The organism is Corynebacterium kroppenstedtii, assembly GCF_016894245.1.
Taxonomy (GTDB): Bacteria; Actinomycetota; Actinomycetes; order Mycobacteriales; family Mycobacteriaceae; genus Corynebacterium.
Genome location: NZ_CP069792.1, coordinates 2,325,540 through 2,341,602 on the forward strand (window position 1 = coordinate 2,325,540; position 16,063 = coordinate 2,341,602).

Here is a 16,063-nt window from a genome sequence, read left to right on the forward strand (position 1 = left end):
CGTCATGGGCTCGTGAAGAGGAATGTAAACAGGGCCCTACCCGCTCAGTGCCTGGTGTTGGGGAAGTACATCAGGATCCAAACGGGCAGAGGCCTGCGAACATTCCTTACACTCGCTGTAGATCATCACGACGTTCGACCATGTGGGTGGTGAAAATGAAGGACTTCTTAGAGGAAGTCCATGAAAGCAGCATCGTCACCGTTGGCGTAGCTTTCTTCATGTTCGGCTTGATACTGATTCCACGACTCCGCATTCCAGATTTCTACGAAGTCAACAGAACCAATCACGACGCATTCTTTACTTAACCCCGCGTAGCGACGATGATCAGGCGAAATCGTTATTCGCCCATGACCATCAACGGATTGTTCATCCGCGCTGGCCGCTAGGTTACGCACAAATGCACGAGCCTCTGGGTTAGTCCGAGATGCAGCAGCGGCTTTACGAGCGCGTTCGAGGAACACGTCACGCGGGTAGATGGCTAAAGAATGGTCTTGGCCTTTCGTCACCATCAAGCCTTCTGCTAACTCATCGCGAAACTTAGCCGGAAGAGTCAAGCGTCCCTTGTCGTCCATCTTGGGGGTGAAAGTACCGAAGAACATGACCTTCGGACTCCTTCCCTCAACATCGGCGACCCACATCCAGTCGATTGCCCTGCCGTTATTAGCGCCGGCCGCCAATAACAACAGTCGTCTACAGATTTAGTGCGACGAACTTACCTTGTCCGCCATTGGCACCCACTTTAACCCACTCCGCCCCACAACGCACCATTGGCACGACGCTTTCAGCAAATCTTTAGCTTTTTTTCATGATGGCAACGCCATCCAACCACAGAGTGAACTGGCGATGCTATGACATTTTCTACCATTGACGTGCGAAAATACATCATCGAATCGCAAAATATCCGACGATGAAAAAGCCGATTGCGCCTCTTCGTCACGGGGTGTCATCCAACCCCATCGAAGGCCTACCGCGCTAAGGTCAGAACACTATGCAGCCGGAAAGGTCGCCACAGCTATGCCACTTCTGTCACACAGATTAATTCGCACCCCCTGAGCCAAAAAATAACACCACGTTGAGGGAAGAGCCGATAATCAACGGGAAAGAGTGGGGCAAAGTGGGGGATTTCTGAATACTGACCTGTGCACACGGAAAAGCCCTGGTGATGAGCTTGTACTCACCACCAGGGCTACAGTGTCTTGTTAAACACTTTTAGGTGTTAGGGAAAGCCATTCAACAAACCTCTGGTTCCCATACGCAGAACACAGTTCACATGGAGGAACCAGGGTGGACATTAGCGCTCAAAACGTCGACGGAAATTTTCTTCCATACCGCCCGAACGGCTGCTCAATGACGACTTACGAGCTTTCCGCTGCTTCTTTGCTGCTTTGTCGGACCGATCCCCCACTTTGAGTTTCGACGAGCGGTCACCGCGTAAACCGATCACCCCGGCGGCGAACATCACCAAAAAACCGGCAACCGACATCACTACAAACCACAAGCTCGCTTGCGATAGAGCTATACCGCCAACAAGTAAGACGAGGCCAAGGATCAGCAGAGCAACGACTTTGACGAAGGCGCCACCACGCTGGATTGACCCGACGTTTTTACCAAAGTCAGGGTCTTCCTGATACAGAGCATTCTCGATTTCGTCGAGGACACGCTGCTCTTGCTCTGAGAGGGCCACAACTCCTCCATTTTCCATGAAAGTACCGTTTTCTACCTGGCATAACGCTACAGGTGCCAAAACAGTTCCGTTTATAACTTCATTGTAACCACCATGCACCCCCATTTCTCCACCCCGGTCTGCGAAATAATGAATGCCGTCACACCCAACCCCCGGGAGGCGTAACCCATGCCCCGACTGACTCAACCTCGCTGAGGTCTCCTTGCTTTAAGCTGCGGCCGGTACCCATGCGTACCGATTATTCACAGCAGCGCGGAAATCCAACACGAGCTGTTCAAAGTGTTCAATATCAGTAACTGTCAGGGAGGGAGACAATCCCAACCGAACTCGTTCCTTTACAGGCGAGTATCGCCGGAAAACATCTGCCCACGGGCCCAGTTGCCCGCCATAACGGGCAAGCAACGTCCACGCGTCACCCCTCGGCTTCCTTTTTCGGCTCGAGATAGCGTCCTCGATAACAGCTCCAGCAAGTCGGAGCGCTGCGTAATAGGAGTCCAGCAAGCGTCGTTCCAATTCATCCTGGCTGACGTCGTCAGTTTTATTAGCCAGCAATGCATCCGCTTTTCTGAGAAAACTTACCGTTGCCGCGTTCATCATCATCCACTCCTTGGAGTCTTCGTCTCTACGCTTTCGAGCTAGCACTGCAGTTACCGAACAGCGTCGCCATCCAGCGATTTCTCTATCGAGCGCCTATTTCCTTGTTGACACTTGACACACTACGAAGAGGTGCGGACATGAGAGGCGAACAGAGTTGCATAAATCGAACTTACGTTCGAACTTAGCGATAAATCCTTCTCCCACTTCTCCCCCGGTTAACTCCCCCGCTCCGGTTCGCGCGTGGTTTCATTAAAGAATGCCCATCACTCTCACCCCGTTGACCGCAGCGCAATTTCGTCGACGAGTTCCCGAAATGGTCTCTATCTATATTCGGGCGATGGGCTACAGCTCCACAATCTCTGGCGCCCGACAGTCGGCATGGAACACTCACTCGCGATACCTTGGCTTCCACTCCGTGGCAGCTATCGAGCATCCAGCAGGAGAAGAACCAAACCCTAAAGATCCCACACAGCCCATCCGTGGTTTTATTTACGGCTATCGAGGCGGCAATGGGCAATGGTGGAACACGCAGGTCAAGGCTGCTCTTATGGTTGCTGGGGTCCCACCATCACTCCGTATCCAGCTCCTGGACAACTACACAGAACTCACCGAAATTCACGTGGACCCGTCGTGGCAAGGTAACAATATTGGTCGCCGCTTGCTGACTATCTTAGCCGACAGTCTCACGAGCCAGCGGCTGCTTCTTTCTACCCCCGAAGTCACCTGTGAAAACAACCGCGCATTCCATCTCTATCGACGACTAGGATTCACTGACGTCGTTAGAAATATGCACTTCCCCGGTGATCCACGCCCCTTTGCCATCCTAGGAAGCCGGTTACCCCTGGGAGACCACTCACCATTGATATAGACGTGGCACTATAGAAGTCATCGGACCGCATCATGTCCGTGATCGGTCCCCCAGGCCGGAGCCATTCCTAAATTGTGCAGCACTTCTTGTGTCGCTCGGGCAAAGTTCAACGTCATAAAATGTAGGTCAGGCGCACCTTCACTGATCAGACGCTCCGCCATGGCCGTCGTATGAGCAATACCGATCTTCCGAATTTCCTGCCGGACTCGCGGATCAGAAGGATCACCAGAGGTAGTAGCTTTTTCCAGGCGTTCCTCCAGGTCTGCCGGAACGCGACACCCCGCCAACTCACGCTGTCTGCGCAGAGACTTTAACGAGGTGATTGGCATGAGCCCAGGAATCACGGGTTTGGCTCCATGAACGGGATCCGCCGCAGCGAGTCGATCACGAAGACGCAGATAATAATCGACATCAAAGAACATTTGAGTAATGGAATAGCTAGCACCTGCTCGAAGCTTAGCAATCGTATAAGCGGTATCTGAATCCAGATCGGTGGCACGATAGTGCTTATCGGGAAATGATGCGATTCCAATCTCGAATTGTCGTTTTGTATCACACTCTTGGATAAGCTTGATCAGGTCGATAGCATGTTCCAGCCCACCCGGTGCGGAAACCCATTCGCCCGTGGGGTCTCCTGGCGGATCACCCCGCAGCGCCAAAATATTAGTTAATCCACATTCTTGATAGCTTGCAATGATCTCCTTCAGTTCATCCACCGTGTGCTGCACCAACGTCAAATGAACTAGCGTTGTCAAGGGAGTATGTGCCAGCTCCTGGCCAATCCGAATAGTACGGCTACGGCTAGAACCACCTGCGCCATAGGTCACCGAGACAAAGCTCGCACCAAGATCATGAAACGTCGCAGCAGCGTCATTAAGACGACGTTCCGCAGCGTCATCACGCGGGGGCATAAATTCCACGGAAAATGGCACAGGCCCTGGCGTCGGCAAGGAAATAGCCTGAGAAACCGGGACTTGTTGATAAATTGGCCGAGGTGGACGATTCGCGGGCGTATGCGCCGAGTTGGGCGAGGACATAAATAGGTATCTTAGAAAAAGAAAGGTGCGACGACCAGTAAAACTATCAGGTAATGGTGTGGACAATACGTCTACGTTGGATCCACGGTGTTGGTTATGCCAATCAACAACCGAGTTGTCTTAACCCCCCATGATGCCGTGTAGTTTTACCTTAAAGCTCCTCAACTGCCAATAACCCAAACGTGAATCGTGAGTGAGTTCGCTATCGTGACTAATCAAATAGGTGATACACAATCTATGCCGCGCTCTGTTGACGACATACCCCACTGTGTCATCACGCACCTCAATGAGTTCTTCATGCATCGTCGACCAGCCATGAAAGCTATTTCTCCCGTAGCAGAAGAAGCAATGACTGCCCTCACCGATTTCACGATCAATGGCGGCAAACGAATCCGACCAACATTTGCATGGTTGGGATGGATGGGTTCCTTACAGTTAATGTTCTCGGACACAACAGACCATCCGGATGCCACCGCCGTCATGCATGCGGTGTCCTCATTGGAGCTATTGCAGTCCTGTGCCCTGATTCATGACGACATTATTGATTCATCAGCAACACGGCGCGGAATGCCAACAGTTCATGAGCACTTCAAGCAGTCGCATTCAGCCCAAGCCTGGCATGGCCGAGGAGAAAACTACGGGAATGCGGTCGCGATTCTCATTGGCGACTTGGCCTTGAGCTGGGCAGATGACATGTTCATGGAGGCTGCATTAGCTCCAGCCCAGCGCGAGCGTGCATGGCAGCCCTGGCAAGACATGCGTACGGAAGTGGTCTGCGGCCAAATTATGGATGTCACTGCCGAGGCTCAGGCGGATGGTTCGTTGCGTACAGCAGAGAGGGTTAATCAATATAAGACGGCGGCATACACCGTCGAGCGCCCCCTCCATATCGGAGCCGCTCTGGCGGGGGCAGCGCAGACTACAGTGACAGCGCTACGGACATTTGGACGTGACATCGGTGTCGCTTTCCAGTTACGCGATGACCAGCTAGGTGTTTTTGGCGACCCGGAGGTAACCGGGAAGCCATCGGGAGATGACCTGCGCGAAGGCAAGCGCACCACATTAGTGGCTCTCACACTGGAGAATGTCTCAGAGTCGGATCGCGGGACACTGGAATCTAGTCTGGGGCAACCCTTGAGTGAGCGGGACGTTGATCATCTACGAGCGATTATTAAAAAGTCCGGCGCCTATGACCGCGTTGAAAAGCAGATCGATAGTTTGGTGACATCTGCGGTCGACGCGCTCGCCGACGCGCGCTTATCTGACGACGCTGACCGCGCCTTGAGGGCGATGGCTATTTCGTCGACGGAGCGTCGTCGATGAGCACATCGTTCCTTTCTCATTACTTGTCGACGCCCCGACGCACGATATCAGGCCGAACCGATCGTATTGTTGTGGTGGGAGCTGGCTTATCTGGCCTGGCTGCGGGGGTGTTGTTGGCTGGCTCCGGACGTTCAGTGACGGTGGTGGAGAGAGAAAACCACGTGGGTGGACGCGCTGCGACCGAGACGGTCTCTACTCCTCTGGGGGATGTCCGCATCGATACGGGCGCGACGGTGGTGACGATGCCGTGGCTTGTCGATGAGATTTTGGCGTCAGTGGGGCTGTCAACGAGTGACCTAGCGCCTGATTTCTCATATCAGCGTTTATCCCCGGCGTATCATGCACTGTTTTCATCAGGACGGCATCTCGACGTGTTCGCTGAGGAAGCTACTCAGGAGGCAACTGTCGGGGGCGATAGCCGGATGGACCATGAGATCCGTCGGTTCGCCCGGGGGAAGTTTGACGACACGCACCACCACACCTGCAACGCGAGCCGTGATGGTTTCACCGAATCCCGTGTTAACGGTGTGCGGGGATATCGCCGGTGGGCACGGTCAATGTTTGATGCGTGCTTTTCCGACTTAATGAACGCCGATTTTGATTCAGTGTGGGACCTTGTTCGGACCCGGGAATCGGCACGTAGCCTGGCGCGGGTCGCCCGTCGTGGCGGCTTCGGCTCTTTGGGCCGGGCAGCAGAGCACTACATTTCCGATGATGAGCTTCGGAAGGTGTTTTCGTTCCAGGCTCTATACGCGGGCGTCCCGCCCAAAAAGGCTCGGGCTGTATACGCAACAATTTCCCACATGGATACCGGGATGGGGGTCTTTTATCCCATCCGTGGGCCGCAGGGTTCGGGAGTCGGCACCCTGTGCGACATTCTCGCAGCGGCACTAAAGCAATCCGAGGGCGAGCTCATGCTCAACACACAGGTCACCTCATTGGCCTGTGCATCTCACGGATCCTCCCGGACCAATGCCGACAAAATTAATGAGGTGGTGACAACTCAGGGAACGTTACCTGCCGACGTGGTGATTACCACATGTGACATCCCTGAACTCAATGCCATATCGGGCCGACAGGGCCGCCGGACGATGAGGTGGTCCCCCTCTGCATTCGTGATGCACGGCGCAATCCCTCGTGAGGTAGCACGCCACTGGCCTGGTGGGCATCACACCATCTCTTTTGGGAACGAGTGGGACCGTACGTTCTTAGAAATCACCGCCCCTCATGGTCGTGGACGCCTGATGTCCGATCCTTCGCTCTTAGTTACTCGCCCTGCCTGTTCAGCGCCTGATTTAATCTCAACGTCGACGACGTCACCCCATGTTCCTATCGAACCGGTCAGTGTTTTGGCACCGTGCCCCAACACCGAATCGGCCACCATCAACTGGACGTCATTGTCCTCGTCCTATCAAAAAGATCTCTTATCGATCCTGGAAGATCGCGGGTTCGATGGCATCCATGAGTCATTCTCCGTCGGGAAAGTGGATACGCCCGACACATGGTCGGCCCTAGGTTTGGGGGCAGGAACTCCTTTCGCCCCCGCTCATCTGTTTCAACAAACGGGGCCATTTCGGTTCCGCAATTTTCCCGTGCGTTCGTTCTCTAACCTCATTCACGCTGGATCAAGTACGACGCCTGGTGTTGGGGTCCCCACTGTTATCCTTTCAGGAGCGCTTGCAGCTGCTCGGATAACGCGAGGTGATCATCCATGAGCACCCCTTTACGCATGAATCCACTACGTCGACCACTGTGGTGGGGAACGGTCGCGTCCATACTACTGATGGTGTCATCGTGGAGTTCCGGGGCTCAACGTACCCGGGGGGGAATCGTTCGGATGCTCAATCTGGACTGGATCATGTATGGGCATGTCAAGAATATTGGCTTCATCTTGTCCTGGGTAGCACTGGGGCTGCTACTGTACTGCTGGTGTCTGTGGGGGCGGATTGTCTATCGCGAACAACCCACCGTCCGCGAATCTGTAAAAACGCTGGTGGGATGGATAGTTCCCCTCCTTTTCGCTTCCCCGATGTACTCACGCGATATCTATTCCTACCTGGTTCAGGGGGCAATGGTTCGTGATGGATTTGATCCCTATAAAGATGGGGCTGCCGTCAATCCTGGCCCGATGTTGCTGGAAGTCAGCCCAGATTGGAGAAACACCACCACCCCATATGGGCCACTCCATTTGTGGATCGGCGACGGAATAACAAGCCTGGTCGGATCGAATATCACCATCGGGGTTTTCCTCTACAAACTCATCTCCGTCGCAGGCTATGCCACTATTGCTTGGGCGGTGATATCAATTGCCCGACATATCGGCGGAAACCCCGCGGAGGCCCTCTGGCTTGGTGTTGCGAACCCGGTCGTCTTCCTCCATCTCGTGGGGGGTATGCACAATGAATCAGTCATGGTAGCCTTTTCCTGCCTCGGGCTGGTTTTGGCTTTACGACGCCACCCACTGTGGGGTGCCCTTTTCATTGGCATTGGTTTTTCACTGAAGGCGACAGCTCTCGTAACACTCCCCTTCCTCATCTGGATCGCAATGCGACAGCGGGGAATTGCCCCCTCCACATGGTCGTTTCGCGATCCCCGGCGAACGTTCGAGTCCCTGAAGAAAGCCATTCCCTCATTCGTGTTGTATGGAATCACCACTGTGATGATCGTCTGCACGGTATTGACGGCCATTACCTATGCTTCGGGGAGCTCGTGGGGCTGGGTGTCTCAGCTGAGCGGGAATACGAAGGTCATCAACCTCTTAGCCCTCCCCAGCTTCCTGGCTCAGTTTACGGCCGCTTTCGCAGCCTCGTTCTTCCCTGGCGCGACGTTCAACTCGGTGCTGTCGATCTACCGGAGTATCTCGATGATCATCATGGTTGTACTCCTGATCGTGGTCTGGTGGCGCTTCCGCCAGACTCCACGCCGTGCCATTGAGGGGGCAGCATGGGCATATTTGATTACGTGCATTTTTAATGCCGTAACACTGCCGTGGTATTACGCTGCTGGCGTCGTTCTTGTCGGTACTTTCCATCCATCACCACGGATTACGCACTTCACTGTTATTGCGTCGCTTATCGTGGCGGGATCCTTCACAGGGTCTGGCAACAATTGGTTGTACAGATGGTCCTGGATGTGGATCGTGATAACGATTGCCTTCGTTCTTTACTTCGCCGTTTTCCGAAGCGAAGACTCAAAATCCCATCGCTTGGGCACGGCGCATAACCTCACGGGCTAGATGACCGTGGAGTGCGTCGATGGGGCGTCCTGGCAGTGTGTCATCGTCGGTAAAAAGGTAGTTGAGGATCTCTTCATTGGAATATCCGCCGTCGGACATGAGGGCAATGAGGCCGGGGACGTGCTTATTGATGGTCACGCGCTCACCGGGCTCAGGCTGGCCCTCGTCGTTAAGCCCATTAAAGAAGCGTGCTGGAATTTGCAGCTGTTTATCGCGATTGACCGCGATAAGCTGGCCTTTATTAATACGATCCCGAACCCGGCTGACGGGTTGGTGGAGATAGTCCGCAACCTCTGAGATCGGAAGGACGATTTCGCTGGCGGATAGTACATCGGGAGTTCTTGAGTTACTCTTCACGGTTTATACCGTAGCTGACAATCCCTAGTAATTTGGTGAGTGGAAAGCATCGGGCCGACACAACGGGCTAAGAGAGGACAACGACCACGTGCCTACATTGAGCCATGGAGATCTGATTGACCGCCGTTATCGCGTGCAATCACTTATCGCTCGTGGCGGCATGGCCGCGATTTATCGAGGCATTGATGAACGTCTCGATCGACCAGTGGCACTCAAAATTCTTGATGATCGTTTTGCCCACAATGATCAATTCCGAACCCGTTTTGAACGAGAAGCGCGCGCTGCGGCACGGTTGTCCCATCCATCGCTCGTTAATGTTTTTGACCAGGGGGATGATGGCACGAGTGTGTTCCTCGCCATGGAATTGGTCGACGGTGGCACGTTGCGGGAACTCTTGCGTGAGCGTGGGCCGATGCCCCCTCATGCGGCGACAGCCGTCATGGAACCAGTCTTGACTGCCCTCGGATTAGCACATTCTGCAGGACTGATTCACCGGGATGTAAAGCCCGAAAATATCCTGATCAGCGACGATCACCAGGTAAAACTAGCTGATTTTGGGCTGGTTCGGGCGACGGCTGAATCCTCCTTAACGACGACGTCGGTGATGATGGGTACCGTTGCGTATTTGTCTCCGGAGCAAGTGCGGGGCGGGAGCGTCGATGGCCGAAGCGACGTCTATTCGGCAGGTATTGTCCTGTACGAACTCTTGACGGGAACGACCCCTTTTCATGGTGATACGTCGCTGGCCACAGCCTATATGCGGCTTGATCACCCCGTCCCCCCAGCGTCTGAAGCTATCGACGGAGTCCCGGCAGAATTTGACCAACTGATATCCCGGGCAACTGCTCTACACCCCGATGATCGTTTTGCAGATGGGTCGGAATTTCGTACGGCGGTCATGCAGGTCGCCAATGAACTCAAACTCCCCTTGTCGTCATTCCGTGTTCCGGTTCCGATAGATTCTGCCTCTCACCGATCTCGGGATGCGGCTCGGGACGCGAAATCAGCCCAAACACCCGATGGTGGCGAGAGTGTCGGCCAACAAGATAGCCCTCAGAACGCCCCTGATAATGAGGGGACAACGGCCGTCGTAGGAAAGGTCGCCCCCATTCCACCGACAGACACGGTTGACCACGACCGCCATGCAGACAAACATGGCTCGACGGCAGTGTTGTTTCCGAATTACGATCTAAACCGCTCAACCGGAGATATGGCCTCCACACGGATTGATTTCCCAGAACGTCAGCCGGCGGAACCGGAGCCTGCCCACGTAGCGTCATCACCGGACGGAACCGAGACAACTTCGGCACCATCAACTGCTCATCACCGCACGTCGGTGGCGCATGACAAACCCCAGGTGGGTAACCATTCTCGCCTCGGCTGTGCCTTATGGACTGTTGTCGCACTTATCCTCGTCGGCGCGGTCAGTCTCGGAGCATGGTGGCTAGGGTCCGGCCGGTACGGAGAGATTCCGTCAGTGACTGGCTCGGAAGTATCAACCGCCCATCACGACATCACCGAGGCAGGTTTTGAGGTCACTGAAAAAACGGAATATTCCAATACTGTTCCCTCGAATACCGTTGCCTCGTCGTCGCCTCATGCAGGTAAGCGAGTAACAAAGGGAACGACGGTGACGTTGACCGTCTCCGCGGGGCGACCGACCGTTCCTGAGATTCCAGCAGACCGGTCGGTGGAAGCCTACACACGGACACTCTCTGATCGAACATTATCTTCGGGGACAACGAAGTCGGATTATTCTTCGGACGTCCCAGAGGGACAACTTCTTTCTGTCTCCCCCGCCCCGGGGAGCACGGTCGATGTGCGCTCCTCGGTGACCCTCACCATCAGTAAAGGCCCAAAACCTGTTTCCATCCCCGATGTCTCAGGAAAATCGGAAAATGATGCACGACACGAACTAGAGAAGGCGGGCCTTCATGTTGGCGACGTGTCGACGGACGACTCAGCAACCGACCTCCGACAGCGGGGCAAGGTGACGCGGACAGATCCTGGTGAAGGAACGGAAGTCAACGAAGGCTCTACCGTCAACCTCTTTGTTGCCCCGGACGTTGCAGTTCCACAATTAATCGGTTCGACGGTTAAAGAGGCTCGTGCGAAAGCGGACAAAGTTGGATTGAAAATCGACGCTGGAGACGCGAAGAACACTGATCGTGTCATCGTCCAAAATCCCCTGCCAGGTTTTTCTGCCGAGCGCGACTCGGTCATCACTATCAAAACTGTGAAGACTCTCTAGTCGGATGAGCTCGAGCTCGATCATCTTCTCGAGTACTATATCCACGTCCTCGTGATCATTGTCAGCGCAGCACGACACGCGTGCCTGCGCGTTATCGCTTCTTGTCATGAGAAGGGCTTTCGTGTGTCCCACCATTTAGACTCCGCTTCGCCGTCGGCACGTGCTGAGCTTTCCGCGTCTATCAAAAAAGACCAGCCATCACAGTCGACGCAGACAGACCCTGCTGAGGTCGCAGCACCAGCTTCGCCGTTGAGTGAATCACATGCCGACGACAGTGCGTCCTCGGACATGGTTGCAGGCGAAGGTAGTAAAAAAGTTACAGCAGCAACCGCGTCTGGCGAGCGCTTATTTCGTGAGTGGGACCGAAAAGCTCTCATCATTGCCGGAGCCCTCACTGCTGCATTTGTGGTAACTCGGGCCGTGATGTGGTGGCTCGACCACCACATCGGTGACTACTGGATGATCGACACCCCAGTGGACTATTACTTCAAAGGTCTCGACGACCCAGGTTCTGGGGCCATGCAAGAGTATCCAGTACCAGTCATGTGGATGGTCACCGTATTGAAGTGGCTAACCGTGGTCTTCTCCTCCGCCGACAAGGTCACCGTATCCATCTGGATGCTGTTAGTCGTTGACGCCGGCTTTTTTGCGTGGCTTACTGCCAGCCGACGATGGTGGGGCGCAGGATTCTGGGTTCTCTTCGGGTTGTTCTTCGGGCCTTTACTGTGGACCCGCTGGGATATCGTCCCCGCTGTGCTCGTAGCCGCCACACTGGTCACACTTGTTCGGCACCCAAAGGTCTCGGGCATTCTCTTGGGGTGCGCGACCATGATCAAACTGTGGCCGGCAATCATCGGCACTGCACTAGTCGGCTGGTGGAAGAGCCGACAGACATGGCAGCGTATCGCTTCATTCGCTGCCACGTGCGTTGTCATCGCGGCATTGTCAGTATGGGGGCACGGTTTCCACCGCATCACGTCAGTGTTCAATTACCAAGGCGATCGTGGACTTCAGATTGAGTCCATCCCCGCAACTGGTGTGATGTGGGCTGCCCACCACGGCGAAGACGCACTGAGTATTTCGTATGCGGCATCGCAGTCGTTTGAAGTGTTCGGCCCTTCGGTCTCCCGGTGGGAGACATTTGCGAGGATCTTGACCGTTATCATGATCCTCGTCTGCGTCTATCTGTGCATCACCGCGTTAATTGGGGCGACTGGTTTTCGACACATGTTCCCTCGCGCCGCAGACGGCACGTGGACACCGCCCCAACAACGCATGCTCGTCATTGAGAAAACGACTGAGAATGGCTGGTCAGCACGTCGCTCAGCTTGGTTGGCGCTAATCATTATCGGAGCCGTGCTGATCTCAAATAAGGTGATGTCCACTCAATACGTTGTGTGGTGGGCGGCTCCGCTCGCCGTGTGTCTTGATTCAGTTCATGGCAGTCCGGCGTCGGCAAGCAAACAATCAGCACGGAGTCTACGAATAGCTGGTGGCCTCATGCTGGTCATCGGCGGTTTGTCTCAGTGGATTTATCCCGTCGCTTATAACTCGATAATCAGCAATGACGACAGCCCCTCGGTGATGATTCTGGTTGTCCGCAATCTGCTTATCATTGCGACGTTCCTCACGGTGATGATTGGTTTCGCTAAAGAGCCTTCGGTTCGTCTTGTTCGTCTTCGCGATATCTCGGACATGATTCACCGGCGATACGCCCGCGGGCAATGGAGGGATATCACCATCGAACGCACGCCAATGTCCAGGCGATACCACGGGAAACATCGTCTACGTCGGTTGGTTACCAGTTCCCGTGAACCCAGCCAGGTCAGTGCGAATGAGAACGAGGCTGCGCGCGTCGAGCCGGACGGCTCTGCACTAACTGCACGTGAGGATCTGGACGCAGATACGACGCAACACCTGGACGAAGCACAACCTGACACGCCGTCGATCGACGAAGACACCACCACCGACGAGGAAGAGACCTCAATCGGGGGAGAAAACGAATCACAGGCATCGTCGCGACCATACGCGTGGCAAAGTGTTGGTCAGCGAATCCTCAATTCCGAGCTCACAGGCGTGTGTCTAATTGCGGTGGGGGTCTATGCGTTAGTGCAAACCATCGTGGGTATCGCCCTGGCCTACAATGCAAAGCTCTTTAATTCGTCTTTCTCGGATCAGATTCAATCATGGGATGCACAGTGGTTCACACGAATTGCTGAATTCGGTTACCGCGGGGGCGATGCGATTGACGGTAATCCCCCCGAGTTCCGCACAGTTGCTTTTCTTCCCGGAACACCGTGGTTTCTACGAGCCACCCACGCCATAACCGGATTGGATTGGGCCGCGGCTGGATTGCTCATGAACGCCGTCATCGGTGCCATTGCAACATGCATACTCGCCGCTATCATCCGTCAATTCACTCGCTCACTACTTGCAGTAGTACTCGCTGTAGCGGTGTTCGCTGGATTCCCAATGTCAGTGACGTACATGATGGCGTACTCCGAGGCACTCTTCGCGCTCTGCACGTTCCTTTTCATCCTCGGGTACTTGAAGAAGGACTTTCCTCTTGCTGCGGCAGGGGTGTTCCTGGCCTGCCTTGTCAGAATGACCGGGTACGATCTTGCTATTGCCTTCGCAATAGGGGTTTTACTCCATCATCGTCGAAATGTGCGCGCATGGATTTGTGTTGCCATCGCTCCCCTCGGCGGAGTTATTTATATGCTGTGGGCAGACCATCTTGCACGCGCCGCAGGCGGCTACTTTGCCGTCCAAAAAGATGGCTGGGGAACACAATTCGATTTCGGCAAGACCACACTTCACGATCTGCCGAGGCAGATTTTCGCCATGGAGGGTGTTGTCCCACTGTGGGGTTCGATAGCCATCCTGGGCACGCTCACCCTCATCGTTGTGGGGATTGTTAGGCGTTTCCCCTTCATGATGTGGCTGTGTGGCACAGGATTGGGCCTCAACGTGATTCTATCGTCGGGGTATTTCCACTCACGCCCTCGCCTATTGCTCATGGCGGGCGTACTGCTAACTATTTGCATGATTGTGACGACGGTTCGGCGATGGCCAATCATGACCACGGCCTACACCATCGTTATCGTCTGGGTCGGAGTGTGGCTATCCGAATACATGCTGACTCAATGGGCCTACGCCATTTAACGGCATATGCGTAGGCCCAAATGAAGGGAGCGGCCGGGAGGCCTGAGCGGCGACGGACGAGTGACACAGCGTCGCCCACCGGACGAGGCTTAATTACGTAGCATCTCTGCAACGAGGAATGCGAGTTCCAATGATTGCTGCGTGTTCAACCGTGGATCGCATGCCGAAGCATAACGACCAGGCAAGTCCACATCAGTGAGGTCTTGTGCGCCACCCACGCACTCGGTGACATCCTCACCGGTGAGTTCAATGTGGATACCACCGGGATGCGAACCTATCGCCCGGTGAACCTCAAAGAACCCTTGAACTTCATCGATAACACGGTCGAAGTCGCGCGTCTTGTACCCGTTGGAGCTCGTGAAGGTATTGCCGTGCATAGGGTCACACTGCCAAATCACTTTGTGGCCTGTGGCTTCCACGGCCTCAACGATCGGTGGCAATACCGTTCGAATCTGGTCATATCCCATCCGGGACACCAAGGTAAGGCGTCCTGGACGTCCCTTATATCCCTTCACGTGGCCCGGCGCGTCTTCCGCAACATCTGGATCGAGCTTCTCCACATAAGCGACCGCTTCCTCAGGGGTCGTGGAGGGGCCGATCTTGAGCCCTACTGGGTTGGAAATCAAGGCAGCTAGGTTGACGTGGAAATCTTCGATACCTCGTGTACGTTCACCAATCCACACTTCATGTGCTGAGAGGTCATAAAGAGCTGTTTTCCCAGATGGGTCCTGGCCCAAGCGCAACATGGCACGCTCATAATCCACCACAAGGGCTTCGTGGGAACAGTAGATATCGGCCGTGTGCAAATTCGAGTCCGATACCTTACATGCCTCCATGAAGCGCAAGCCATGATCAATTTCTGATGCCAGAGCTTCATAACGTGCGCCTGCAGGAGAAGTCTGCACGAATTCGCGGTTCCATTCGTGGAGTTTGTGCAAATCCGCCGTTCCCGATGCCGTCAACGACCGGACGAGGTTCATTGCGGCGGCGGCATTCGCGTAGGCGCGAACCATCCGAGCAGGGTCGTGGCGACGCGCTTCTTCTGTGGCTTCAACGCTATTGACTAGGTCGCCTCGGTAATTAAGTAAGCCCTGGCTGTCGTAATCGGAGCTTCGGGGCTTGGCGTACTGTCCCGCAATTCTCGCCATTTTGACGACTGGCATTGACGCACCGTAGGTCAATACCACAGCCATCTGCAGCAGTGTTTTTATATTTGCTCGAATGTGCGGTTCGGTGTTGGATTCGAACGTCTCCGCGCAGTCCCCACCTTGTAATAAGAAAGCTTCTCCGAGGGCGACATGTTGCATGTGCTCTTGCAGTTTACGGATTTCAGCAACCACAACAATGGGGGGTACGGACTCCAAAATCTTCCGGACGTTGGAAGCATCTCGCTCATTCCAGGTGGGTTGTTGGAAGGCAGGGCGGGAAATTACATCTTGGAATTGTTCTTCTAAACCACCGGGTAGAGGAGGTAAATCAGGCAGGTCATTAACCGGTAAATCTATTGTCCAGCTCACAGGGGCAAAGTCTAGCGTAGCTTTGCGTT

The 16,063-nt window shown here is 54.7% G+C and carries 12 protein-coding genes; 6 read left to right on the forward strand and 6 right to left on the reverse strand.

Annotated elements, in window-relative coordinates; all coding sequences use genetic code 11:
* Nucleotides 1-167: 167 nt before the first annotated feature.
* The 3 genes from mraZ to I6J23_RS09955 all read right to left on the reverse strand — a co-directional run bounded on the left by mraZ (nt 168) and on the right by I6J23_RS09955 (nt 2,284).
* Nucleotides 168-599, reverse strand: coding sequence for a division/cell wall cluster transcriptional repressor MraZ (gene mraZ, locus I6J23_RS09945; RefSeq protein ID WP_204581923.1), 432 nt, complete (start codon nt 597-599; stop codon nt 168-170).
* A gap of 692 nt (nt 600-1,291) precedes the next feature.
* The gene (locus tag I6J23_RS09950) at nt 1,292-1,684 is read right to left on the reverse strand and encodes a DUF3040 domain-containing protein (protein WP_204581924.1); all 393 of its coding nucleotides are present in this window, start codon (nt 1,682-1,684) and stop codon (nt 1,292-1,294) included.
* A gap of 207 nt (nt 1,685-1,891) precedes the next feature.
* Nucleotides 1,892-2,284 (reverse strand): SAV_6107 family HEPN domain-containing protein, encoded by a 393-nt coding sequence (locus I6J23_RS09955; RefSeq protein ID WP_204581925.1) that lies wholly within the window; start codon nt 2,282-2,284, stop codon nt 1,892-1,894.
* A gap of 253 nt (nt 2,285-2,537) precedes the next feature.
* Between I6J23_RS09955 and I6J23_RS09960 the strand changes: the two genes are divergently transcribed.
* Nucleotides 2,538-3,149, forward strand: coding sequence for a GNAT family N-acetyltransferase (locus I6J23_RS09960; protein WP_204581926.1), 612 nt, complete (start codon nt 2,538-2,540; stop codon nt 3,147-3,149).
* Nucleotides 3,150-3,166: 17 nt separating this feature from the next.
* Here I6J23_RS09960 and I6J23_RS09965 read toward each other — a convergent pair whose 3' ends face one another.
* Complete coding sequence (locus tag I6J23_RS09965) at nt 3,167-4,186, reverse strand: methylenetetrahydrofolate reductase (protein WP_204581927.1); 1,020 nt, start codon at nt 4,184-4,186, stop codon at nt 3,167-3,169.
* A gap of 237 nt (nt 4,187-4,423) precedes the next feature.
* Here I6J23_RS09965 and I6J23_RS09970 point away from each other — a divergent pair, with 237 nt between their 5' ends.
* Genes I6J23_RS09970 through I6J23_RS09980 form a run of 3 tightly spaced genes read left to right on the forward strand, consistent with a single transcriptional unit; the run spans nt 4,424 to nt 8,744 of the window.
* Complete coding sequence (locus tag I6J23_RS09970) at nt 4,424-5,509, forward strand: polyprenyl synthetase family protein (RefSeq protein ID WP_204581928.1); 1,086 nt, start codon at nt 4,424-4,426, stop codon at nt 5,507-5,509.
* Complete coding sequence (gene crtI, locus I6J23_RS09975; RefSeq protein ID WP_204581929.1) at nt 5,506-7,224, forward strand: phytoene desaturase family protein; 1,719 nt, start codon at nt 5,506-5,508, stop codon at nt 7,222-7,224. Before I6J23_RS09970 ends, crtI begins: the two co-directional genes overlap by 4 nt.
* Nucleotides 7,221-8,744, forward strand: a complete 1,524-nt coding sequence (locus tag I6J23_RS09980; RefSeq protein ID WP_204581930.1) for an alpha-(1->6)-mannopyranosyltransferase A — start codon at nt 7,221-7,223, stop codon at nt 8,742-8,744. The genes crtI and I6J23_RS09980 overlap by 4 nt, the downstream gene beginning before the upstream one ends.
* Here I6J23_RS09980 and I6J23_RS09985 read toward each other — a convergent pair.
* Nucleotides 8,700-9,101 carry an Rv2175c family DNA-binding protein gene (locus I6J23_RS09985; protein ID WP_204581931.1) on the reverse strand — a complete coding sequence of 134 codons (402 nt, stop codon included), beginning with the start codon at nt 9,099-9,101 and terminating at the stop codon, nt 8,700-8,702. The genes I6J23_RS09980 and I6J23_RS09985 overlap by 45 nt on opposite strands.
* An 88-nt stretch (nt 9,102-9,189) precedes the next feature.
* On the opposite strand from I6J23_RS09985, the gene I6J23_RS09990 reads away from it, so the two are divergent.
* Together I6J23_RS09990 and I6J23_RS09995 are read left to right on the forward strand one after the other, a co-directional pair.
* On the forward strand, nt 9,190-11,352 hold the full coding sequence (locus I6J23_RS09990) for a Stk1 family PASTA domain-containing Ser/Thr kinase (RefSeq protein ID WP_204581932.1): 2,163 nt from the start codon (nt 9,190-9,192) through the stop codon (nt 11,350-11,352).
* Between the two features lie 51 nt (nt 11,353-11,403).
* The gene (locus tag I6J23_RS09995; protein WP_204581933.1) at nt 11,404-14,517 is read left to right on the forward strand and encodes a glycosyltransferase family 87 protein; all 3,114 of its coding nucleotides are present in this window, start codon (nt 11,404-11,406) and stop codon (nt 14,515-14,517) included.
* An 89-nt stretch (nt 14,518-14,606) separates the two neighbouring features.
* On the opposite strand, the gene I6J23_RS10000 is transcribed toward I6J23_RS09995, so the two are convergent.
* Nucleotides 14,607-16,034 carry a class II 3-deoxy-7-phosphoheptulonate synthase gene (locus I6J23_RS10000; protein WP_204581934.1) on the reverse strand — a complete coding sequence of 476 codons (1,428 nt, stop codon included), beginning with the start codon at nt 16,032-16,034 and terminating at the stop codon, nt 14,607-14,609.
* Between the last annotated feature and the right edge of the window lie 29 nt (nt 16,035-16,063).

What these genes read in the sequence shown, in the direction of transcription:
- mraZ (WP_204581923.1), bottom strand. Translation starts at nt 599, where the DNA reads ATGTTCTTCGGTACTTTCACCCCCAAGATGGACGACAAGGGACGCTTG.
- I6J23_RS09955 (WP_204581925.1), bottom strand. Translation starts at nt 2,284, where the DNA reads ATGATGATGAACGCGGCAACGGTAAGTTTTCTCAGAAAAGCGGATGCA.
- I6J23_RS09960 (WP_204581926.1), top strand. Translation starts at nt 2,538, where the DNA reads ATGCCCATCACTCTCACCCCGTTGACCGCAGCGCAATTTCGTCGACGA.
- I6J23_RS09965 (WP_204581927.1), bottom strand. Translation starts at nt 4,186, where the DNA reads ATGTCCTCGCCCAACTCGGCGCATACGCCCGCGAATCGTCCACCTCGG.
- I6J23_RS09970 (WP_204581928.1), top strand. Translation starts at nt 4,424, where the DNA reads ATGCCGCGCTCTGTTGACGACATACCCCACTGTGTCATCACGCACCTC.
- crtI (WP_204581929.1), top strand. Translation starts at nt 5,506, where the DNA reads ATGAGCACATCGTTCCTTTCTCATTACTTGTCGACGCCCCGACGCACG.
- I6J23_RS09980 (WP_204581930.1), top strand. Translation starts at nt 7,221, where the DNA reads ATGAGCACCCCTTTACGCATGAATCCACTACGTCGACCACTGTGGTGG.